The organism is Lactobacillus kimbladii (assembly GCF_014323605.1).
Classification (GTDB): Bacteria; Bacillota; Bacilli; order Lactobacillales; family Lactobacillaceae; genus Lactobacillus; species Lactobacillus kimbladii_B.
Genome location: NZ_SCMB01000001.1, coordinates 639,582 through 662,721 on the forward strand (window position 1 = coordinate 639,582; position 23,140 = coordinate 662,721).

Here is a 23,140-nt window from a genome sequence, read left to right on the forward strand (position 1 = left end):
ATTTGGAAACGTCGGTTCAAGGTAAATGTTGGTTTCTATTTGGGGAAGAAACCAGCACCTTAAATTAAGTATTGGGGAATAATTAATGATAATTGAAACCAAGAACCTGGCGAAACGGTATCGTAAGGTGAAAGCAGCTAAGCTGTTTCACAAAGAATATCGCATTTTTGACGCAGTAAAAAATGTTTCTCTAGAGATTCATCAAGGAGATCATGTTGGCCTAGTGGGGCTGAATGGTTCCGGCAAGTCAACCTTGATCAAAATGATTTTAGGTATTTTGCAGCCTGATGGCGGCAGTATCAAGACTTTTGGTAGAGATCCGCTTAATAACAGACAAAAAAATGCGGCTAAAATAGGAGTAGTATTCGGGCAAAGAAGCCAATTACGCTGGGACTTGCCTGCAATAGACACCTTCAAACTCAACCGTGAAATATATCAAGTACCGGAGGATATTTTTACCAAACGGGTAACAAAGTTAGCGCGGATGCTGCAGGCTAGCGAGTTTTTAACGCAACCGGTGCGCACACTTAGTTTGGGTCAACGGATGAAAGCTGAATTTATTGCAGCTCTTATTCACGATCCTGAACTGCTTATTTTAGATGAACCCACAATTGGACTTGACGTTCTGACTAAAAATAGCATCACGCAATTTTTACAACAATTAACTGATAAAACGATCATTTTCACTTCGCACGATCTCGATGAAGTAGCCAAAGTATGCTCACGCATTTTAATTTTGAATAAAGGTCAGTTGGTATTAGATCAAAGTAGTCTACAACTAGCAGAATTAGATGTGCCCACAACGGTCACGTTTACCAGTGCAGATAAATTAAGCGCCACTTTAATAAAGCAATGGCCCAACATGATGCAGCTTAAAAACGGTTCATACCAGATTGCAGGCATTAAGCAAGAAAATCTGAAAGAAGTGTTAAGTACAATTACTGCCCGCATCCCAGTTGCCAATATTGAAGTTAAGAGCAATAAATTGGCATATTTATTGGCGCACCTCAAACAGCAGGAGGTGCAGCAATGAAATATAGGCTAATGCTCATTAAAATAGGAATAAAAAAAGGTCTAGCCTCAAAATATGCTTTGATTTTCTGGCTGTTTTCATCTTTAATTTCGCTTACTGTACAGTATTTTTTGTGGCAAGCTGTTCTAACTGGCAAGCCAAACGGTGAATTTAAACAAACAATTAGTTATTTGGTATTAATGCAGCTTTTGACCGTGCTTTTTCCTAAAACCAGCTACGATGTGAATGATAAAGTTCGTTCTGGTGATATTGCACTTGACCTGTTAAAACCAGTAGCATTTGCAACGCAGCTACTGTGGGAAAGTATTGGCTATTCAGTTGTCAAATTTGCAGTGATTGGTACAGTGGATTTATTAGTTTTTTTATGGATTCTGAATTTTCAAATTGCAGTGAGCACAATTTTCATGGTCTTAGTAACAACCACTTTGGCGTATTTATTGTATTTTGAACTGGAACTGCTTTTAGGGACATTTTCTTTTTATACTTATAGTATTTGGGGCATCTCCACTTTTAAAGAAGCAATACTATTGGTATTAGCTGGCAATATTTTTCCGGCCAATTTTTATCCGGCAGTGATCAAAAAGTTGGCCGCTTATTTGCCATTTCAATATTCATTTGGTGCAGTAGGAATGCTGGCGCAAAAGCCATCGTGGAGTTTATTTATTCAAGTAGTTTTGATCCAGCTTGTCTACATTATTTTTTTCAACGTACTCTTTAAATTCTTGTTCAAGCGCTCCGTTGTTTCAACTGTGATTCAAGGGGGTTAATAATGAGATATTTAAAATTATTAAGTACTTATTTAAAAATCAATTTAAAATCACTTGCTGTTTATGACCTGGACTTTTATTTCGCGCTAGCAGGGATGATCATTCAAAACGTGCTTAATATTGTGGCTTTAAGATTTATTTTTAATATTGTGCCTCGCATTAAGGGTTATAGTTTTGCACAGTTGCTTTTAACTTACGCTTTAGCAACTTTAGCTTTTGCTATTTTTCGTTGCTTTTTTATCAATGCGCTCAATATTTCAGACTATATTCATGACGGGCGCTTAGATACAATCTTAATTAAACCCGTCAATCCTTTATTTCAGCTTGTTAATGAACGAGTCGATGAAGATGCGTGGGGCGATTTAATTGTTGCGCTTTTGCTGTTAATAATTGTGGATATGCAGTTGCATAATCCATGGTATATCACGGTCATGTTTATTTTTATTTCACTTTTTACTTCGCTCATCTTCTTAGGACTAGCTGTATTAGGTAATATCGTTGCACTACTTTCTAATGGTTTAGCCAACTTGGCAGAAACAACATTTGACTTTTTTGACATGAGTAAATACCCGTTAGCGATCTATTCGTCGGCTTTAAGGCTAATTATGACCTTTATCTTGCCAATCGGCTGGGTTGCTTCAATTCCACAAGAAAAAATTGCAGTTAAACATGAGTGGGAATGGCTACTGTTAGTTCCTGCCGCGTGTATATTCTTTTTTATCGTAATTTATCAGTTATGGCGAGTGTTTTTACAAAAATACCAAAGTACTGGCAGTTAACACTAAAAAGCTCTGTAGCTTATGGCTACAGGGCTTTTTAGTTTCTGAAACTCTTTTTCTTTTATTGCATTAAATCCTATTACTCAAAAATTGATTCCTGCAGTAATTTTAAAAATAATTCTGCGACTGGTGATAAATTAACACCGTGTTTCCAAACCACCCTGATAGCTTGCTGCAGCTCTGGCTGCAATTTTCTAAACGTAATGCCCGAATCTTTAGACGTATCAGCTAATTTATCTAAAGTAAGCATTAATGCGGCATGATTCTTAACCATCAAAGTACCGTTAAAATTTAAATTATAACTGCCAATAAAATTGACTGAATCATAATAATTTCCTAGCCAGTTTTGAAAAAGGTGCATTTTTTGCGCTTGCTGTGAATTTAATAAAGAACGTCCTTGTAAATCTACTGGTTTGATCACTGCTTTTTGCGCTAAAGGATCATTAGCGGGCATTAAAATCCCCCAAGTATCTCTTTCGGGTAAGGTTAAAGAGGCGTAATTAGCTAAAGGAACGTTTCCGATAATGACTGCAAAGTCAACCGTCCCGTTATCTAGCTTGCGTTCGGCATAACTGTAGTCTCCACTTAATAGGTGAATTTTAACAGAAGGGTGCTCTTTAATAATTGCGCTGACCACATTCATGACCCGCTGCATCCCGAGGCTTTCTCCCGCAGCGATGGTCAAGTCGCCACTAATAAAAGAAGCTTTTGTTAGATTTCTTTTGGTTTTAGCAGATAAGTCTAAAATTTCCTGTGCCTGTTCAAGTAAATAATGACCTGCTGGAGTTAAGGCTAAATGCCGCGACTTACGGCTAAACAATTTAACGCCAAGTTCAGCTTCTAGTTCAGCAATTTGCCTTGATAAAGCTGGCTGGGAGATAAGCAGCTTTCTGGCAGCACGGGTCATATTGCCTTCTTGGGCCACGGCTACAAAGTAATTTAAAACTCTTAGTTCCATATTATCTTCTCCTTGCTAAATTGTTTTTGCCTCTAAAAAGTCCCTTTAATGCAAACAAGTTATACTAGATCATGTTTAAAAAGTATTTTACATAAAAAAGTAGTATGACTAAAATTTTAACTAATCGGTAAAATCGAAAGATAAAAAGCGCCTATAACTATTAACTATAGGTTACTTTTTAACGATATTAGGCTTAAAAAACGAGTAAAATTGTTGCAGTCAACCTAATATATTTTTTAAGCTACTGCCTAAACTTAGATCTAAGTTTAGGTCTATCAGAAAGAGGAACAATAATGAAAATATCAGAAGTGGCTGAAAAAGTAGAATTAACCCCTGTAACACTCAGGTATTATGAAAAAATGGGTCTGATACCTGAAGTCAAAAAAGAGCACGGAGTTAGAAACTATGAGGAAAAAGATCTTACCTGGATTAGTTTTATTAAGTGCATGCGTCAAGTTAAAATTCCAGTTAATGATTTGTTGGAATATACTAAATTGATGCAGCAGGGCAGTGATACTAAGAAACCCAGACGGCAAATTTTAGTCAAAGAATTGCATAGGTTAGAAAAGCAAGATCAGAACATTCAGGCTACAATTGTTCGTTTAAAAAATAAGATTAGTTTATACGACCAAGGGAAAATACAATAAGCTAATTACCAGAGAAAGTTAACTAATAAACGGTCAACCTTAGTATTTTCGTGTAGTTTACTGTGTTGAGCGCGAGGTCCCCGTATTTCTTTTTCCTGATATGAGCGGGCGCGTTTACTGACTAAATAACGGTAGGAACGGGCAGAATTAACGGTAACGTCACCATCACTGCCAGACCCCATATCACCATAGATATTCAGGACGTCAGCATTTTGAGGAAATTTTTTTCTTAAACTTAAAAGTTCGCGATATCCTGCACTCATTTTTTGCGGTTTGCCAGTGCGGCTTAAGACAGTTTTATTTGGTGCCCCTTGTTCTCCAATATAACCGTTATAATGGCCGGCAATTGAAACCTGTTTATTTAGGTTAGGCATGTGCGAATTAGTGGCATTATTGCGCAAGTAATAGGCAATTTGTAAATTACCCATTGAATGTCCTACTAAATTGATGCAATTAAAACGATACCTTTTTTGCAGTGCATTAATTACGTCTTTAATATAATTGCTGCTTTTGTTCATGGCAGCAATTTGATTATTTGTTCCAGCAAAAATGCTCTTATTATTTTGGAGGTTGACTTCAACTACCGGGTTTTTGGCCCGCTTTTTTATTGTCCCTATTAAGGTGACTTTACCATTAGAGCTAACATCGGCACGAATAACAGAATTAGTAGCATGCTGTTTTTGGGCATAAGCGACCATGCTTTCTTCAGCATGGTAACTGCTGCCCCAGCCATGTACAAAAAGTGTTGGCGTATCGATGCGAATGCTGGCACCATTTTCTTTTTGGTAGTTGTTTTTGAAGATGTAAACCGCAAGTAGCACTAACACTAATAGCAATGTGCTTGCTATGATAGTTTTACGTTTTCTGGTCATTATTAATCAGCTCCTACTGTAGCCATAGTTTGCAGTTTATAAATTCTGCTGCACATCCGCCACAATTTGCTCAGTAGTTAAATGATTTTGCTGGTAAATTTCTTTAACTGGAGTTTGGTCAGTATAAACGCGCTTTTGGCCGTAATTGAGCACTTTAACTTTTTCTTTGCCCAGATAAGAAGCCACTTTTTGACCAAAACCACCATCTAGAGAGTTATCTTCAAGAGTAACAATTAATTGGTGATTAGCTGCTAACTGGTTCAGTGCTTGTTTGTCCAAAATATTGGTAGAGAGTGGATTAACTAGGGTAGCTCCTAATTTAGTTGCCACGTCTTTACCTAATTGATAAAAATCTCCTAGTGCCAAAACTGCCACATCTTTACCTGGTTTAACTTGATACTTAATTTCTGAATAATCAGTCGCTACTGTTTGTTCGTCTGCATCTGGCACATTAGCCGGCATTTTAATAGCAACGGGGTGTTTTCTTTGGTTAATTGCCCACTTAATCATTGCTTTTTCTTCTTCTAGCGTAGTAGGAGCCAGGTAAATCCAGTTAGGCAAGTTAGAAATCATTACTTGGTCAAAGATGCCCAAGTGTGTCTTAGATTGATTAGAAATTCGTCCTCCCGCAACTAACATTACGACAGGCAGGTCATTGGCAGCCGTATCGTGAGAAAGTTGGTCAAAAGCACGTTGTAGGAAAGTAGAATTTTCCATTAGAACTGGAATGCCACCTTCTTTAGCAAAACCAGTAGCAAAAGCAACTGACTCTTGTTCAGCAATGCCCACATCAGTGTAATGATCGGGATATTCTTTTTTGAAATCTTCTAAGTCAAAAACACCCGGAATGGCCGCATCAATCGCCATGACATTTTTTCCTGCTTTAATTTCATTTTTAATCACATCGAGAGCAACTGAATTGGGAGTAGAACCCTGACTTTCTGGAGCAAGTGGCTGATCATCTTGCAAATTAAAGGGTGATACCCAGTGGTGAGCTTCTTCATCATTGATTGCAGGCTCATAGCCCTTACCTTTAAGTGTATTGATGTGTAATAAAATTGGATGGTCTACATCTTTGACAGCTTTAAAAGCGGCAATCATATCAGCAAGGTTATTACCGTCTGCAACATAGCGGTAATCAAAGCCCATAGCTGTAAAAGGATTTTCTGCTGTCTGACCGTTTGAATCACGTAATTTCTTTAGAGCTGTCACTAAGCCGCCAACATTTTCATCAATTGACCATTGATTATCATTAACTACAACTACCAAGTTATGTTTTTCAATGGCGGCATTGTTTAAACCTTCAAAAGCCAGTCCACCGGTCATTGAGCCGTCACCAATCAGTGCCATGATGTTCTCATGTTTGCCCATTAAGTCCCGTGCTTTAGCCATGCCTGTGGCTAGGGCAATAGAAGTAGAAGTGTGACCGATTGAATAATAATCATAAGGACTTTCATCTGGATTAGAATATGGGGTAACGTCTTCATAGTGGTCAGGATCAAGCCATGCCTGTGCCCGTCCTGTTAACATTTTATGGGGGTATGTTTGGTGGGAAACGTCCCAAATAATTTTATCTTGGGGAGCATTAAAGACGTAATGATAGGCAATTGTAGCCTCCACAATTCCTAAATCGGGACCTAGATGCCCTCCTTCAACTGCATCTTTTTCTAAGATTAATGTTCTGATTTCCTGGGCTAACTGTTCCATTTCGGAAATACTTAATTTTTTCAAATCTTTGGGTCCGGCAATCTGGTTTAGTAAAAAATCTTCATGTTTGTTCATTATCAAGTGCCTCCTGCACTAATTTATTCAATCTTTATTAATAATTATAAAATACTTTCCTGTAAGAGTGAGCTAGCAATTGTGTGAATTGCTCTCATCTGCAACATAAATTTATAATTATTAAAATTGTAGTACTTAAAGTTAAGGTTAAGTCAAATAGCAAACTAATTTTTTAATTAAATATCGGTTACACTATAGTTACTAGGTAAATTTGAACATTGTGAAACCGAAAGGAATCAAAATGACAATCGGAGAACTACTAAAAGAATTTCGCATTAGAAATTTAAAAACGCAAAAAGAGTGGACAGCGGGAATTGTTAGTCCTTCTTATTATTCAAAAGTAGAAAAAGGGATTCACCGCATTACTGCAGAAGATTTGCTGGCAATTCTAACTGCTAATCAGATTAAGCCGTGGGATTTTTTTAGTAAATTAAGTCCAGATCAAGCTCAGGATAATGCGGCTAGTTTTATAGAAGATGAAGTAAACAGGGCGTATTATCAAAATGACATTCAGAAAATTAGACAAATCAGGCAGTATGTAGCAGAGAGTGATTTCAAAGATCAAGAAAAAATGCTCTTGCTGATTGACTTTGAATTAGCTGATGCGGAAAATAAGCTGGCAGATTTAAGTGAAGTTAAAAAAAGCAAACTGAAAAGCTGGCTCTTTGATCAAAATGATTTTGACGAAAAAGCATTGCGGATCTATATTAATTTGATTCCTATTTATGATTTGAAAAGCAATTTGCTAATAGGTAAAAAGGTGGTTGAAAAATTAAAGAACGTTTCAAAGCCGCGCCAGCAAGAAGAACTATTAGGAGTGATTTGTAATCTCTTAATGATCTGCATTGAACAACAGGCTTATAATGAAGCGCGTTATTTTGTTAAAGCTGCTAAAAACGTTAAGACGAGGCCTGAATTGTTTTTTTTGAAAAATGTATTAGTATTGCTGGAAAATATGATCAGCTATCATTTTGAGCATAAGTCAGAATATTTATCTAAGTGCAAATGGGCTGTTAAAAATTTTACATTGCTGGGGATGCCGGAATATGGTGAACAAATAAAAATATTTTTTAATGAAAACCTAAATAAATAAAAAACTTGCTTATTAAAGATAAGTTAGTGGTATGATTAAGTTGTTGAGAAAACGCTTTTATAAGGGAGATGTTAATGATGAAAATAGGTTTTATTGGCACTGGCGTAATGGGCAATGCAATTTGTCTAAATTTGTTAAAGGCCGGTCATCAGTTATGGGTCTATAACCGGACAAAAAGCAAGACGGATAATTTAATTGCTCAGGGTGCCACTTGGTGTGATAATCCTAAAGCCGTTGTTGAACATGCAGACACGGTTTTTACAATTGTAGGTTTTCCAAAAGATGTTGAACAGGTTTATTTCGGCGATAACGGCATTTTGCAGGCGGATGTCAAAGGTAAAAACCTGGTTGATATGACAACTTCAAAACCAGCTTTAGCACAAAAAATATTTGCTGCAGGTGAAAAGCAGGGTGCTAAAATACTGGATGCTCCTGTTTCTGGTGGTGACTTGGGCGCTAAAAATGGTACCTTGACCATCATGGTTGGTGGAGATGAATCTGCTTATCAAAACTTGGAACCTGTTTTTAAGGATTTCGGCAAGCAAGTTCACTATTTTGGACCAGCTGGTGCAGGTCAGAATACCAAAATGGCAAACCAGATTATGATTGCAGGTACGATGACTGGTATGACAGAAATGCTGGTTTATGCTAAAAAGGCAGGCCTTGATCTCACAGCAGTTATCAAAACCGTCGGTGCGGGTAGCGCTGCTAACTGGAGTCTAAGTAATTACGGTCCGAGAGTTTTAAAAGGTGACTATACCCCAGGCTTTTTCAGTAAACATTTTTTGAAAGATTTACGCATTGCTTTAGAGACAGCTAAAGAAATGAAAATTGAATTACCTGCTACTGAAGAAGCTAAAAAGTTATATGAGACTTTGGTTGATGAAAAGCATTTAGGCGACTTAGGTACACAGGGATTGATCAAACTGTGGTGGCAGTAAGTTTTAATTTTAAATAAACTAAAAACGGAATAGTTTCGTAATTGAAACTACTCCGCTTTTTTAATATGAGTAAGATTATTTGATTTTACTTTTGACCTCTGGCACACCATCTAAGACGTTGGCGTAGCGCGCTAAGATAAAAAGATAATCTGACAGGCGATTGATATATTTTAAACAAGCAGGAGCAAGTTTTTGCTCCTCAGCGTTCAACTTAGCCATTGAACGTTCTGCTCGTCTGGCCACTGTACGTGCATAATGCAGATGTGTGGCAGTAACCGAACCGCCAGGTAGAATGAAATGGGTTGTTTTAGGAATTTGTTCATTGAGGTTGTCGATTTCTTTTTCTAAATTCTCCACTTTTTCTGTCGTAATTTCTTCATGCCTTTTGACAACAATATCACTTTCAAGCTCATATAGGTCACGTTGCAGATTCTGTAAAGGATCATGCAATTTTTGACATTTGGCAGACAAGTTGGCAATTACAACTCCGAGATATGAATCAAGCTCATCAATATCACCAACGGCGACAATTTGCAAATCATATTTAGGAACCATTTTACCGGTAACCTGTTTAGTGAAACCTTGATCGCCGACCTTGGTATAAATTTTAATTGTCATAACAGCCTCCGTTTATAATGATCTAGAGCAATGTTTAGTGGTTTGTATAAAATGGGATAAAATACTAAATCACCAATTGCATGATAAGTGTCAAAGACTAGACTGCCGGCCCAATATGCTAAAAAGGCGTTAAAACCACCAAAAATAGACATACCGAAGTCGACAAAGCAGCCATATTCCCAGCCAAGAAAAACGGCGAGAATTAATTGTAAAGTAAAGTGTTTCTTAAGCGGTGTAAATTTACCTAGCAAAGCAACGGTTAAAACGCAACCGCCGTAAGCTAAAACCTGTGATACAGTCCAGATGCCAAAGCCTAAGTAAATGTTGGAGACGACCATGGTTAAAAGAGCTAAGGCAAAACCAAAACCAAAACCAATATTTAAAGTTACAATCATTAAGATATCAGTCACTGGTTGGACATTAGGTACAGGTATAATCTTAAAAATTCTTAGTGCCACGCACATGGCGGTTAAAATCGCTAGTAATGCTAACTTCTTGGTTGAATTACGTACCATAGCAAACTTTAGAAGCCAGTTTTTGCTAAAGTAAATTTAACCTTGTCTTTGTTTGCCAATTTTTGGATTGCTGCGCCTTTTTGGGCGAACTTACCATTAATTCTGTAAGTCCAATAGATTTTTTTACTTGGTTTTTGGCTCTTACCAGCAATAGAAGTAATAAAACCATTCGTACTCTTTACTTTCCAGCACTTTCTTAAACCGCGCATTACTGTTGAGTGCTTCGGCAATTTAACAGTCTTCTTTTTGTAAGTCTTGTTGTGCACTTTCAGAGTATAAGTGACTTTAATCTTGCTACTGGCATCAACCTGCTGGACGTTTTGGGTTGTTTCATAGCCTGCAAACGTAAAGGTAAAAATAGTGGCAATTCCGGTTAAAACAGATAATTTGCTTTTTTTCATATAAAAACTCCCAATCTATAAATTTTTTGTGCAAGCACTAAAATATTTCGTACTTAGTCGCTTGCACGGACTTTTTACTTCATTTTGGCTAAAGTAAATTTGACTTTATCGTTACTTGCGACTTTTTGCTGGCTAGCACCTTTTGTGGCATATTTTCCGTTAACGGTGTAAGTCCAGTATATTTTCTTTTTGGCATTTTGCTTTTTACCATCAATTGCAGTAATGAAGCCTTTATTGCTGTCTACCTTCCAGGCCTTTTTCAAACCAGTCATAACAGTAGACTTTTTAGGCACTTTGACTGTCTTTTTTTCTGTATCTTTTTTCGTAGCTAAAACATAGCTAACAGAAATATTTTGGTTTGTTTTGGGCTTTTGCTGGGTCTGATTGTTCTGGCAACCAGATAAAGTAAAGGCAAAAATGGTTGCAACACTAGCAATTATTGGCAGCTTGCTTTTTTTCATAATTATAATTTCGCCTACTTAAATTATTTAACAGGACATGCACCGGATTCACAGTCAGTTTGGTCAACTAACTCCAAGTCTTTTTGATCATCATTTTGCTCAGCAAAGACTTGAGCGACATCACCGGTAATCTGGGCTTTTCTTTCTTCGTATTTTTCTTTATCGATCGGCTCTTTTGGCGCTTGCTTGAGTGAGCCGCCATAGTATGGCAAAAGTGAAGTTGACTTAATTACATGGCGGTATTGCTTAAAGAGTGAAGTAATCTTGTCACCTTCATCGCTTTGGAAAGTAACAGTACAACTAACTGCATTATCTGACCAGTAAGTTTGCAGGAATGCTTGCGTAGCAAACTGTTCTTCAATTGAAACTGTGCCAGCCGAAGCGAAGTTTTTACTATCAGCGTGAGCAGCACGTAATGGAAATTCAACACACGTTGTGTTTGGTGAATAAATATCAGGTTCTGAGTAGTAACCACAGGCGTCCAGTGCTTTAAGCAGGGGATCAGAAGCTTGGAACCTGATTCTTTGAATGAGGTAACCGGCATAGTGGAAGTGCATACCTTCAGAAGCTCCAGCTAATTTGGCAACAGTGCCTGAAGGCTTAACGGTAGTGTGCTTGATTGATTCGTTGCAGTTTAAAGTCTTACTGTATTCTTTATCAGCAGCAATGACTGCTTGGTAGGCAGCAGTAACCATTTTAATTCCCTGAGGATCGTAAATCGGTTTCTTAATTTTTTCACCGGTTTCTTCATCAGTACCGTCTTCAAAGCCGGTAACAACGCGGTGACCTAAGTCGTTTAAGAGCCAGTCCTGAATTCCTGACATGGAAACGCCGATTCTGCGGTTTTTATAAATGATGTTACGGGAAATTTCCCAGTCATAGTCACTGAAGGTTACCCGTTTAGCGAAACGAGTTGCTAATCTGAAAACGTCTTTCAGATCCCAGTTTTCTTGTTCAGCAATATATGGGAATACTTCAAACAGGTTGCATGGTTCACCGTTACCCAAGGAAATTTCTCCACAAGGATTAGTACCTTCAACATCACCATCAATATCTTTTTGATAACCGTCAATAATCCGGCCATAATTACGAGATAAGTCCAGGTTAACTATTCCAGGTTCACCGTTTTCTCTAATACCGTTTGCGATTGGTTCGTATTCGTTAAACTTAGAGTCAATTGCTACACTGTTATTTGAGGCCCAGCGGTGGTGGTAGAGTTTATCTTTATCTTGTTTCATTGTGATAAAGTCTTGGTCAGTACTCGTACCTAAAGCGAGCTCTGCTGACCGTCTTACATTGCCGGCAACAACAGTTTTACCAATCAAGTTGCAGATATCAGTACAATCAACAGAGGTTAAGTTGCTGTTAACACGGTTGTTAATGATGTTGTTAATGTCAAAAAGCATTTCCACTAACGGCATTGGTCCAGAAGCCGTGCCGCCAAAACCGTGAATTTTAGCTCCGTAAGGACGAATTCTGCTGATATCGAGTACCAATTTAGTCTTATTTTCAGAATTGGTTTGATTAAAGTGCATATCAATTAGACGAGCGTTTGCTAAAACCCAGCCCTCGCGGGTATCAGGCAAGTTGTAATAAATATAATCTGACTTACCTTCGTTTTGCTTAGCCCATTCAGCTTTGTCAGTCGCGCCCAACTTAACTGAATCTGCGTATGAAGCACTCTTTTTGTCAATTACAATCGTTAAGTCAATTTTGTTATCGACTGCAGGAATATTTTTAATATTGTCTTGCACAACAGAAAAGCCAACGCCGCCGCCTTTCATTAATTGGTCAAAAAGAAATGAAAAGGGCATTGAAACTGCTTTTTGCTTTTGGCCTAAATAATCGGGAACGATATGGCTGTCACCATATTTCTGTGGCCGAATAGCTATAAACCAGCAATTGTTCAAAGAGTCACCGTTGCGCTTTTGGTAGTCTGTACCAGAAACCCACAGGTTTCTTCCAGAAGGTGTTGCGCCTAAACCGTAAACCAGTTTAAATAAATCCTTAGCCTCGTCTGTTAATTCGTTAACTACTTCTGTTGAAGGGGAATCTTTGAGACGAGGGTCCAAATTAATGTTGCCCTCGATTACGCGTTTAACCGTTTCGTCCCAATTTTCAGAACGATTTTTTTCAGGAAGCCATCTGGCGTAGGTCCTTTTATAAGTAACCCAGCCAAGCTCTCCCCAATGGGGAGTGACATTTTGTTTCACTTGATCAATGTAACCCTGATCTAAGGTTATGCTTGTATTTTTCATGTTCAAAGTTACTCCTTAAAATTAATTATTGTTCCACAGACACATTATCTATGGGTTCAACTAGAACTATACCACAATATCTTGTATTTGTTAGAGCAAAGATTGCATCCAAACACGAACAAAAGTCTTAACTTGATGTCCGAGTAGGTTATTGGGACTAATAAAAAAATATATAGAATTCAGAGCAAGAAAAAAGCACAATAAGTTGAATCTAATACTTATTATGCTTTAATATATCTTTATTTTTTAAAGTAAAACTAATGCCTGACTGCAGCGAAGAAAAGGAAGATTAACCCTAGAAAAATGATTGCAGGAATGAATAAGTGAATTAAGAGAAAGAAAGCAAGAGCACAAGCTAAAAGGAAAAATAGGATTTTGACAATCCCAATGCCCATTTTGACCAAAAGCCAAATGAGAAACAAAATCACTAATAATGTAAACAATCCCAATCACCCCTTTTGCTTAAATTAAAGGATATTATATCTTATTTTGTGAAATAGCAGTAGCAATGTAAGCAAAATTTTAAAATAGTTAATTATGTCCTTTATCAGTGAAATATTGTTATAATGAATCTCCACACTATTTTTAGTGAATACGCATTATATTCTTAGGAATATTTGGAGAGGAAGAAATTGCTTGCGTTATAAACAAATAATTTTTGATGTTGATGATACTTTGATTGACTTTGCTGCCACGGAAAGCTTTGCATTGCATAGTCTATTTAAAGCACATCACTGGCAGTTAACTGATGAAATGCAACGTGATTACCATGCATATAATCAAGGACTGTGGCGTAGGCTGGAACAAGGCAAGATCAATTATGATCAGCTGAGTAGAATGGCTTTTACCAATTTTATTAAAGAAAATTTGGGCATTGCAGTTGATGGCTTAGCAATAATGAATGAATACCGCTCGTATTTTGGTGAGTCGTACAAGTTGCTGCCGGGAGTTATGGATACTTTGCGGTATGCCCGTAAACAAAATTATTGCTTAACGGTTTTAAGCAACGGTGAGACCTTCATGCAAAGGCATCGCTTGGAATTAGCGGGGATTAAGGATTATTTTTCTTTAATTGTGACATCTGAAGAAGCTGGTTTTTCTAAGCCTGATACCCGGATTTTTGATTACTTTTTTGCTCATACTAATATTGGTCCAGCAGATACGGTCTTTTTTGGTGATGGACTGCAGTCAGACATATTAGGAGCAGAAAAGTATGGTTTTGACAGCATTTGGTATAACCACCGCAGGCGCAAGAATAAGATGAATCTTCATCCGCTGTATGAAGTAACTACTTATCCGCAATTTGTAACTTTACTCAAAAGCGACTTTCAAAAACAGCTGCAGTAATTACTATCTTTTTCTGTAGAAGTATAGTTCAGTTCGGTATAATATTGGTGAGAGGTGAAAAATTATGACTAGTAAAATTCAATCTTTACATGACACTTATGAATTAAATAATGGCGTCAAAATACCAGTTATCGGACTTGGAACTTGGCAAACTCCTGATGGCGAAGTTGCTCAAAAAACCGTCGAGAATGCGCTAAGTCTTGGCTATCGCTTAATCGATACGGCTGCTGCTTACGGCAATGAGGAAAGTATTGGTCGGGGCATTAAATTAAGTGGGGTCAACAGGAGTGACTTATTTGTAACGACTAAGTTATGGAATGATCATCACGGTTACCAGAAAACTAAAGCTGCAATTGATGAAAGTTTAACTAAACTGGATTTAGATTATCTTGATTTGTACTTAATCCATTGGCCTAATCCGGCTCCGGTGCGTGATCACTGGGCTGAATTGAATGCGGAAAGTTGGCAGGCAATGGAAGAAGCAGTTCAAGCGGGAAAGATTCGTGCAATTGGCGTCTCCAACTTTAGACGTAAACACTTAGATGAACTTCTGAAAACTGCTAAGATTCGTCCTGCCGTTAATCAAATTTATCTTAACCCTAGTGATATGGAAGAAGACGTGACGGCTTATAATAAAGAACTTGGTATTCTGAGCGAAGCATATTCACCACTGGGCAGAGGTGGTTTGTTTGCTAATGACACGGTAGTTTCTATTGCGCAGCATTATGATAAGAGTCCGGCACAAGTTTTATTACGCTGGTCGTTGCAACATGGTTTCGTTCCATTACCAAAATCAGTTCACCGCGAACGCCTTGAAGCTAATTTGCAGGTCTTTGACTTTACTATTACTGAGGCTGATATGGCAAAACTCGATGGTTTGCATGGAGCAGCTCAAGTAGCAAATGATCCAGATAAAACAGATTTTTAAAAGGTGATTGCTGATGAAAATTGGATTTATTGGAGCTGGTAAGATTGGCTCTGCTATTATTAAGGGCTTGTTAAATGCTCAAAATCCCAGTGAGGACATTTATGTCTTTAATGGTGGACGCCATCACACTGCTCAAAAAATGGCAGCTGAACTTCACTTAAGTTTGATTAATAATTATGAGGACTTTAATGCTTGTCAAGCAGTTATAGTAGCAGTAGGTGGTTCTGCCACTGAAACAATCATCAAAAATTTAGGTCAAAAATATCACGGCATTATTCTGTCAACTGGTGGTGGCGATCTGACTCAAATTAATCAAAAGTTGCCAGCAGAAACTTCTTTTGGCAAAATTGTGCCCAATACACCGGTGCAAATCGGTGCCGGTATCACAGTCATCAGTTTTGTACCTGATGAAAAGCCGGCAGTAATCACTACTGTCAAAAACATTTTTACCCAAATGGGAACTGTTTACGTTGTACCTGAAAATCTGTTGGGCATATATGGTACTGTAGCTGGTTGTACACCTGCCTATGTTGATTTAATGGTTGAAGCTCTAAGTGATGCCGCAGTACAGAATGGAGTTAACCGAGCCGAATCATACGAAATCATTAACCAGATGCTTTTAGGCACAAGTAAGTTAGCACTCGCTAGTAAAAAATTGCCCGAGGAGCTAAAAGATGAAGTTACAACACCGGGCGGTTCGACAATTAGAGGCGTAACAAAACTTGAAAAAGAAGGGTTTAGGAATGCGCTGATTCAGGCAGTAAACGCTTCTGCTAATTAAAATAATCAATTAAAAAGACACCAGATAATTTTATCTGATGTCTTTTTTGACAATAAAGTGTATTTAAGAAGGGAAATAAGTTAAGAGACTAAAACTCTTTGTCTAAATCAACTGGAGTATCAGCTTTTTCACCCTTAATTAGTTTCAAGTTGTTGTCGAAAGCCTTGATAACCATGTTACGTACAGCATGAGTAGTGTAAAAGGCTGTATGTGGAGTTACCAAAACATTTGGCCGTGCAATCAAGTCAGCTAAACGTTTGTCAGGAAAGTCCTTATTACTGAAGTCACTGTTGAAAATACCAACTTCATTTTCGTAAGTATCCATTACGAAGCCAAAAACTTTACCTGAGTCAAGACCGCGAACAATTGCATCCGTATCAACTAATGGTCCACGGGAAACGTTGACAATAACAACGCCATCCTTCATCTTCTTGATTGAATCATCGTTAATCATGTGAACATTTTCTGGAGTATCAGGAACGTGAAGTGAAATAACGTCAGACTTAGCGTAAAGTTCATCTAAGTCATCAACGTAGTATCCCTTCTTTTCTAATTCTGGGTTCTTGAAGATATCGTAGGCAATAACCTTAGCGCCAAAGCCTTCCATAATTCTCATGAATACTTGACCAATATGACCAGTACCTACAACACCAACAGTTTGGTCACGTACTTCGCGACCAATTGTAGGTGCCCAGCGCAGATCATGCTTAGCAACTTTTTCGTCCATAACCTTGTCTTGGCGCAAAACTCTGGCAGCTTGGATAGCGGCGTGTTCAGCGATGGCATCTGGTGAATATACCGGCACATTAGTAATCTTAAAACCAAGTTCTTTAGCTTTCTTTAGGTCAATATTGTCAATACCAACGTTACGGATTGACCAGTTGTGAATACCTAATTTATCTAAAGCTTCAATAGTATCAGCCTTGTAATCTAGTTGCTGGTAAGTTACGACACCATCGGCACCTTTAGCTAATTCAGCTGTTTCAGGGGTGAGAAGTTGATCAGTAAAATCAACATCAACATCCTTGTGAGCTTCCTTCCATTCATGTACATATGGTTCTTCATCTTTACGAATGGCATAAGCATAAATTTTAGTCATAAAATCTAACCTCCAAAGATTATTATTGTTGTCTCTTGTGCTATTATACACTTGCTTAATCAGATTGAAAAATATAAAAATGTGAAAAAATTATTTTTTAAAAAATACTGCTATATCGGTAATCGCTTACATTTATGTTGCAAAAGGGATTATAGCAAAACAAAAAAATTACAAATATTTTTTGCTAAGGTAGTGAAAAATATAACAGCAAATTTAATGACATTACGTGCAAGTTCGTAAAAAATAATACTGATAAAAATCATAGAAATTTTGAGTCCCTGTGAAAAAACTATATAATGAAAGAAATGATTAATAAGGAGAAGAAAATGATCTTAATTTCGTGGAATATTGATTCACTTAATGCAGCTTTAACAGGAACTTCCTCACGTGCCGTGGCAACACGCCAGGTTTTAGAAAAAATACATGCTCAAAATGCCGATATTGTTGCAATTCAGGAAACAAAATTGCGCTCAACTGGACCTACCAAAAAACACTTGGACATATTAACCAAGGAATTTCCAGAATATGATATAGTATGGCGCTCATCAGAAGAACCAGCTCGTAAAGGATATGCCGGTACTATGTTTTTATACAAAAAAGAACTTAAGCCTAAAGTAACTTATCCTGTGATTGGTGCACCAGAGCCAATGGATCATGAAGGCAGAATTATTACTTTGGAGTTTCCTGAGTATTTTGTGACCCAGGTTTATACGCCAAATTCAGGTAATGGTCTAAAGCGCTTGAGTGAACGACAAGTATGGGATGAAAAATATATTGCCTATTTGCAAAAGCTGGATCAGGAAAAACCGGTATTGGCTAGTGGAGATTATAATTGTGCTCATCATGAAATTGATCTAAAACATCCCGATACTAACCATCATTCTGCTGGCTTTACAGATGAAGAGCGAGCTGATTTTACTAAAATGCTTAAGGCCGGCTTCACAGATACCTTTAGAAAACTTAATGGCAACGTTGAAGGGGTTTACTCGTGGTGGGCTCAACGTGTAAGAACTGCTAAGGCTAATAATTCAGGCTGGAGAATTGATTATTGGCTGACGAGCAATAGAATTGCTGATAAGGTCAAGCGTTCTGAAATGATGGATACTGGAGAGCGTGCCGATCACTGCCCAATTTTATTGGAAATAGATTTATAAATAGTAGTAAAAAGAGATCCAAAGGGTTGGGTTTCTTTTTCTTTTGTGTAAAATAGCTTTGAGGTGATATTGAATGAATGAACCTTTGCAGGATGCCATTCTTAACGGTTTGTATGATCCCATCTATCCAGGACATGAATTATTAGGACCAAAACTGCTGCAAAATAACAAACAGGAGAATATCTGGCTGACGCTGCGTCAAGAGCTTCTTAGCTGCCAAAGTTTTACCTGGGCAGTGGCCTTTATTACTCAGGATATGCTTGTTCCGTTTAAAGTAGTCATGGCTGATTTGGCTAAAAGAAATATTACGGGTACTTTAATTACAGGTGACTACTTAGGATTTAACAACCCTAAAGTTTTCCGTGAATTGTTAAAAATTCCCAATTTAAGCGTTAAAATCACCTCTAAAAACGGTTTTCATGCTAAAGGCTATCTTTTTGAACACGAAGATTGGCAGACTTTAGTTATCGGCAGCGCTAATTTTACCCGGGCAGCTTTGCTCAGCAACTGTGAGTGGGCTTTGAAGATTAGCTCAAAGAATAATGCTACATTAACTGTGCAGATTGCCCGGCAGTTACATGAATTAAAAAGAAACAGTATGCCCTTATCTGAAAGTTGGATAGCAGAATATGAACAAAATTGGGTAAAACCACAGTCGCAATCAGGGGCTCAGTTAAATGAAAAAGCTAAAATTGTACCTAATGAAATGCAAAAAGAAGCTTTGCATGAGTTAAAAGAACTAATTGATAGCGGACAAAAACGCGGTCTGGTAGTTTCAGCGACGGGAACAGGCAAAACGTATTTGGGAGCATTTGCAGTCAAAGACTTTAAGCCTCATAAATTTCTTTATGTTGTCCACCGCGAGCAAATTGCCAAAAAGGCTTTAAAAAGTTTTTACCAAGTGATTGGTGGCAAGTCATCTGATTATGGGCTACTAACAGGACATAAGCATCAGATTGACTGCAAATATGTTTTTGCTACAGTGCAAACTTTAAGCCAGACAGATATACTTGACAGCTTGGAGGCAACTACTTTCGATTACATTTTGATTGATGAGGCTCATCGGGCGGCTGCGCCAAGTTATCAGCGTATTTTTGCCAAGTTTAAGCCACAATTTTGGCTGGGGATGACTGCTACGCCGGAAAGAATGGATGATCAGGATGTTTACCGCTTATTTGATTATAATTTAGCCTATGAGATCCGTTTGCGTGAAGCACTGGAAGAAAAGATGCTTGCACCTTTTCATTATGTCGGCGTTGAGGACTATGAAGTAGATGGTGCAACGATTGACGAAACTACTAACTTGCGCAGACTGCTTGCGCCAGAGCGTGTTGATTATGTTTTAAAACAGTTGGACTATTATGGCTACTGTGGTTCACAAGCCAAAGGGTTGGTTTTTTGCAGTCGCCAAGAAGAAGCGCGTAAATTAGCGCAGGCTTTTTCAGAACGTAAGCATCCAGCAGTCGCTTTAACTAATGAAGATAGTGAAAAAAGAAGACTGCAAGTTGTCAACCAGCTGGAACAAGGCAAAATTGATTACATTATTACCGTTGATCTTTTTAATGAAGGTATTGATATTCCAGCTTTAAATCAGATTATTATGTTGCGCAATACGCAGTCCAGCATTGTGTTTATCCAGCAGTTGGGACGCGGTTTGCGTAAATATCCTGGTAAAGACTATGTCACGGTCATTGACTTTATTGGTAACTACAAAAATAATTATTTAATTCCGATTGCTTTAAATCAAGATGATAGTCGTTCTCAAGATAAGGCTCGTGAGGAAAGCATGCTTCCCAGCTTTATTGATGTTTCAACAATTAACTTCAGTCAAATTGCTTCTGCCCAAATTTTGGCTTCACTTGATAAGATTAAATTGGACAGCATCAAAGAATTACGTGAGTCTTATCAAGAACTAGCGCAAAAAATTGGACGTCCGCCTCTGTTATTTGATTTTTACCGTTATGGTTCAACCTCACCTATGGTTTTTGCGAATAACCATAGTCTTAAACATTATGGCGACTTCTTGATTAAAATGGGTGAATCTGTGAAGTTAAGTGATTATGAAGATGGCGTTTTGTCTTTTGTTACCAAGGAATTATTAAATGGGAAAAGACCACATGAACTAATACTATTGCAGCTGCTTTTAGAAAAAAACCAGGTTAGCCAAGAAGAGTTTGAACAGGCCCTGCATGATTATGGTGCTTACGTTAATGAAAAGGTGCTGACTTCAGTAGAAGATATCCTTTCTTTGAACTTTTTTGACATCAAACAAGGCAAGACAACGAAAAAAGACCAGTATGGCGGTCAACCTCTTATAGTCAAAATTGATTTGTTTGACTATTCATTAGCACCAATATTGGCACAATCTCTTAACCAAAATGAAACTTTTAGGAAATTATTTAGAGATGTGATTAAAACGGGTTTGGCACTTAATCAAGACTATGACAATCACAAACAATTTACCCTTTACCAGCAATATGATCGTAAAGATGTTTGTCGGTTGTTAAACTGGCCTAAAGATGTTTCCGCACCTATGTATGGCTATCGTGTAGACGAAAACGAAACGCCTATTTTTATCACTTATCAAAAAGATTCGTCTAAAAAGCGCAATGCTTTGTACCATAATACGCTAGAGGACGGTCGCTGCTTGCGCTGGTATACGAGATCGCCCCGTCATCTAGAATCAGATGAGGTTCAGAGACTGCTTAATACTCCTCAAATGAAATTATTGCTTTTTGTTAAGAAGAGTGATGCGATTGGCAAACAGTTTTACTATTTGGGACAGGTAGATATTCAAAAGGATACGGTCAAAGAAGAATTGCTGGGGTCAAAGAAAAAAGCAGCGGTAGGGATGAATTTGCTGCTGGAAAAGCCATTGAGTACAAAAATGTATGAGTTATTATTTGATGACTGAGGAAAAGTCTAAGAATTGAACTTCTTAGACTTTTTGAGTTAGCAAAGAAAGTAATATTTAAAGGATTATTACAAAACAAAGGACCAACAAATCACGTTGATAAATGCTGATTTATTAGTCCTTTTGATATGTAAGTAGGAAATCACTTTAGCTAATTTTTTGATAAAAATCTAGCGCTCTACAAAAGTATTAGGTTTGATACGTTTCAGGATTTCGTATCCTACATCTTTTTGATTATTTTCATTATCGTTAGTTTGATTTAAAAACATAACAATTCCGTTTTGATTATCGGCAGTTAATTGCACCCAGGTGCCAAAATGTTGTCCCTTAAAACTGCCATAGGCGTTTCTAATATTATCATTATTGTATAGGTACATTCCACCTGAATAGTTAACTACTTTGCTTTTTAGGTGAGTCAAATAATAGAAATCATCTTTATTTAAAACTGTGCCGTCTGTTAAGCCCACCTGAATCTTGTAATATTCTGCTGTGGTAGTAAAAAGATTGCCAGCACCAGGAATTTGTGAAACCAAGCTTTTTTTGAGATAAGTTGCTTTTTGATAGTTCTTACTCCCATTTGAATAGTATGAAATTGGATCAGTCATTTTCTTAGGGATGTTTTGGTAAAGATAAGTATTTTTCAAATTTAGCTTATCAATAATGCGGGTTTGCAAGTTATCTTCGTAAGACTTGCCTGTAACTTGCCTAATGATACCGGTGAGTAAAATATAGTTACTATTATTGTAGTGATAATTACCTATTATGTCAGATGCTGAGGCATTGATATTATTAACCACCCAGTTAATAGCATTGTCTTCTGAATAATTATAGCCTCTGTCTATTTCTGTTTTAGTAGCCATAATTCCTGAAGTATGGGTCAGCAGATTGCCTACGGTAATGTTATCGGCATTCTTGAGGTTAGGGTACCAGCGAGATATTTTGGTGTATTGAGTAAATTCGTCTTTGGTGCCCTTGGTTTCATTAATTAGTTGAACTATCATTGCACCAGTAATTACTTTTTGCAGTGAAGCGGTGGGATAAACAATTTTGCTGCTGCCGTTACCAATTCTTTTGCCATACCAGGCATAACCGTAGCTGATTGTTTGTGGAACCCCGTTTTGTACTACTGTGACTATGCCACGAACATTATGCTTTTTAAAAGTATCTCTAACAAAATTGTACATTTCAGTCTGCTTATTATTAGTGGCAGTTGCTGCACTAACGTGACTGGTTGCAGTAACTAAAGGTGAGGCAGCAATAACTAGGGAAGCCACCATTGTAATAAATTTATGCTTCAAAATAATTCTTTTCTCCTTAAAATATAGTAGTATTATAAGACTTTAAAATTAATTTGGTGAATACGAAAAGATTAAATTTAGATAACGTTTGTAATTCGTCTGAAAATACTTTGTTTTATTATGACATTGAAAAGTGGTACTTTTAACCATTTAAAACTCTCACAAAAGAATACCAGGGGTAATGCGAATGAAATATTTGGAAAAAGAGGTTTTACTTTTTCTTAAAAGTGCCAGATAGTTAAGGCTTTTTGGCTTTAACAGAAAAAATGATAAAAAAGACTTGCAAAAGGCAAAAATAATTGCTAGTATTAATAACTGTCGTCGGGCAATGAGCCGCAAGGCAGGAGGCCTCTCAGGCAGCGCAAAAAAATCGAGCAAAAGCAGTTGACAAAAGCGAGCTGCTTTAGTAAGATAATAAACGCTGTCTGGCAAGACGGCGAAAAGGACTCAGAAAAAAGTGCTTGACAAAAGCGGCTGAATCTGGGAAAATAAAA

At 37.5% G+C, this 23,140-nt stretch carries 21 protein-coding genes; 11 read left to right on the forward strand and 10 right to left on the reverse strand.

The features are described from left to right. The first annotated feature begins 85 nt into the window (after positions 1-85). The 3 genes from ERK18_RS03100 to ERK18_RS03110 are packed head-to-tail and all read left to right on the forward strand — an operon-like array spanning position 86 to position 2,579. Positions 86-1,033 carry an ABC transporter ATP-binding protein gene (locus ERK18_RS03100; protein WP_187154231.1) on the forward strand — a complete coding sequence of 316 codons (948 nt, stop codon included), beginning with the start codon at positions 86-88 and terminating at the stop codon, positions 1,031-1,033. After that, positions 1,030-1,800: an ABC transporter permease gene (locus ERK18_RS03105; protein ID WP_187154232.1), complete on the forward strand. Its 771-nt coding sequence runs from the start codon at positions 1,030-1,032 to the stop codon at positions 1,798-1,800. Before ERK18_RS03100 ends, ERK18_RS03105 begins: the two co-directional genes overlap by 4 nt. Beyond that, positions 1,800-2,579: an ABC transporter permease gene (locus ERK18_RS03110; RefSeq protein WP_187154272.1), complete on the forward strand. Its 780-nt coding sequence runs from the start codon at positions 1,800-1,802 to the stop codon at positions 2,577-2,579. Before ERK18_RS03105 ends, ERK18_RS03110 begins: the two co-directional genes overlap by 1 nt. Before the next feature lie 79 nt (positions 2,580-2,658). Here the strand turns inward: ERK18_RS03110 and ERK18_RS03115 are convergent, their stop codons facing one another. After that, complete coding sequence (locus tag ERK18_RS03115) at positions 2,659-3,537, reverse strand: LysR family transcriptional regulator (protein ID WP_187154233.1); 879 nt, start codon at positions 3,535-3,537, stop codon at positions 2,659-2,661. Positions 3,538-3,830: 293 nt separating this feature from the next. On the opposite strand from ERK18_RS03115, the gene ERK18_RS03120 reads away from it, so the two are divergent. Continuing rightward, positions 3,831-4,184: a MerR family transcriptional regulator gene (locus ERK18_RS03120; protein ID WP_045927319.1), complete on the forward strand. Its 354-nt coding sequence runs from the start codon at positions 3,831-3,833 to the stop codon at positions 4,182-4,184. Between the two features lie 5 nt (positions 4,185-4,189). Here the strand turns inward: ERK18_RS03120 and ERK18_RS03125 are convergent, their stop codons facing one another. Further along, on the reverse strand, positions 4,190-5,056 hold the full coding sequence (locus ERK18_RS03125) for an alpha/beta hydrolase (RefSeq protein ID WP_187154234.1): 867 nt from the start codon (positions 5,054-5,056) through the stop codon (positions 4,190-4,192). A 36-nt stretch (positions 5,057-5,092) separates the two neighbouring features. Beyond that, entirely contained in the window at positions 5,093-6,838 is a 1,746-nt protein-coding gene (locus ERK18_RS03130; RefSeq protein WP_187154235.1) for a 1-deoxy-D-xylulose-5-phosphate synthase, read from the reverse strand. Between the two features lie 241 nt (positions 6,839-7,079). Between ERK18_RS03130 and ERK18_RS03135 the strand changes: the two genes are divergently transcribed. Both ERK18_RS03135 and ERK18_RS03140 read left to right on the forward strand, forming a co-directional pair. Then, positions 7,080-7,931 (forward strand): helix-turn-helix domain-containing protein, encoded by an 852-nt coding sequence (locus tag ERK18_RS03135; protein ID WP_187154236.1) that lies wholly within the window; start codon positions 7,080-7,082, stop codon positions 7,929-7,931. Positions 7,932-8,008: 77 nt separating this feature from the next. Beyond that, entirely contained in the window at positions 8,009-8,872 is an 864-nt protein-coding gene (locus tag ERK18_RS03140) for an NAD(P)-dependent oxidoreductase (protein WP_187154273.1), read from the forward strand. 75 nt (positions 8,873-8,947) lie between these two features. Here ERK18_RS03140 and ERK18_RS03145 read toward each other — a convergent pair whose 3' ends face one another. The 5 genes from ERK18_RS03145 to nrdJ form a co-directional block, all read right to left on the reverse strand. After that, a complete protein-coding gene (locus tag ERK18_RS03145; RefSeq protein WP_046331384.1) occupies positions 8,948-9,490 on the reverse strand; it encodes a cob(I)yrinic acid a,c-diamide adenosyltransferase in 543 nt (180 codons plus the stop codon). Further along, positions 9,487-10,005, reverse strand: coding sequence for an ECF transporter S component (locus ERK18_RS03150; RefSeq protein ID WP_045927323.1), 519 nt, complete (start codon positions 10,003-10,005; stop codon positions 9,487-9,489). Before ERK18_RS03150 ends, ERK18_RS03145 begins: the two co-directional genes overlap by 4 nt. An 8-nt stretch (positions 10,006-10,013) precedes the next feature. Then, positions 10,014-10,406 (reverse strand): DUF4430 domain-containing protein, encoded by a 393-nt coding sequence (locus ERK18_RS03155; protein ID WP_187154237.1) that lies wholly within the window; start codon positions 10,404-10,406, stop codon positions 10,014-10,016. A gap of 74 nt (positions 10,407-10,480) precedes the next feature. Next, positions 10,481-10,867 carry a DUF4430 domain-containing protein gene (locus tag ERK18_RS03160; RefSeq protein ID WP_187154238.1) on the reverse strand — a complete coding sequence of 129 codons (387 nt, stop codon included), beginning with the start codon at positions 10,865-10,867 and terminating at the stop codon, positions 10,481-10,483. A gap of 23 nt (positions 10,868-10,890) precedes the next feature. Continuing rightward, positions 10,891-13,125 (reverse strand): ribonucleoside-triphosphate reductase, adenosylcobalamin-dependent, encoded by a 2,235-nt coding sequence (gene nrdJ / locus ERK18_RS03165; RefSeq protein ID WP_187154239.1) that lies wholly within the window; start codon positions 13,123-13,125, stop codon positions 10,891-10,893. A 636-nt stretch (positions 13,126-13,761) separates the two neighbouring features. Between nrdJ and ERK18_RS03170 the strand changes: the two genes are divergently transcribed. The 3 genes from ERK18_RS03170 (at position 13,762) to proC (ending at position 16,181) form a co-directional block, all read left to right on the forward strand. After that, positions 13,762-14,472 (forward strand): YjjG family noncanonical pyrimidine nucleotidase, encoded by a 711-nt coding sequence (locus tag ERK18_RS03170; protein ID WP_187154240.1) that lies wholly within the window; start codon positions 13,762-13,764, stop codon positions 14,470-14,472. A 64-nt stretch (positions 14,473-14,536) separates the two neighbouring features. Continuing rightward, positions 14,537-15,400 carry an aldo/keto reductase gene (locus ERK18_RS03175; protein ID WP_187154241.1) on the forward strand — a complete coding sequence of 288 codons (864 nt, stop codon included), beginning with the start codon at positions 14,537-14,539 and terminating at the stop codon, positions 15,398-15,400. 13 nt (positions 15,401-15,413) lie between these two features. Then, positions 15,414-16,181: a pyrroline-5-carboxylate reductase gene (gene proC / locus ERK18_RS03180; protein WP_187154242.1), complete on the forward strand. Its 768-nt coding sequence runs from the start codon at positions 15,414-15,416 to the stop codon at positions 16,179-16,181. Between the two features lie 88 nt (positions 16,182-16,269). Here the strand turns inward: proC and ERK18_RS03185 are convergent, their stop codons facing one another. Continuing rightward, positions 16,270-17,280 (reverse strand): D-2-hydroxyacid dehydrogenase, encoded by a 1,011-nt coding sequence (locus tag ERK18_RS03185; RefSeq protein ID WP_187154243.1) that lies wholly within the window; start codon positions 17,278-17,280, stop codon positions 16,270-16,272. Positions 17,281-17,606: 326 nt separating this feature from the next. Here ERK18_RS03185 and ERK18_RS03190 point away from each other — a divergent pair, with 326 nt between their 5' ends. Beyond that, a complete protein-coding gene (locus tag ERK18_RS03190; protein ID WP_187154244.1) occupies positions 17,607-18,434 on the forward strand; it encodes an exodeoxyribonuclease III in 828 nt (275 codons plus the stop codon). A 73-nt stretch (positions 18,435-18,507) separates the two neighbouring features. Then, positions 18,508-21,348 carry a DEAD/DEAH box helicase gene (locus ERK18_RS03195; RefSeq protein WP_187154245.1) on the forward strand — a complete coding sequence of 947 codons (2,841 nt, stop codon included), beginning with the start codon at positions 18,508-18,510 and terminating at the stop codon, positions 21,346-21,348. A gap of 170 nt (positions 21,349-21,518) precedes the next feature. Here the strand turns inward: ERK18_RS03195 and ERK18_RS03200 are convergent, their stop codons facing one another. Then, positions 21,519-22,625: a serine hydrolase domain-containing protein gene (locus tag ERK18_RS03200; RefSeq protein WP_261982423.1), complete on the reverse strand. Its 1,107-nt coding sequence runs from the start codon at positions 22,623-22,625 to the stop codon at positions 21,519-21,521. Between the last annotated feature and the right edge of the window lie 515 nt (positions 22,626-23,140).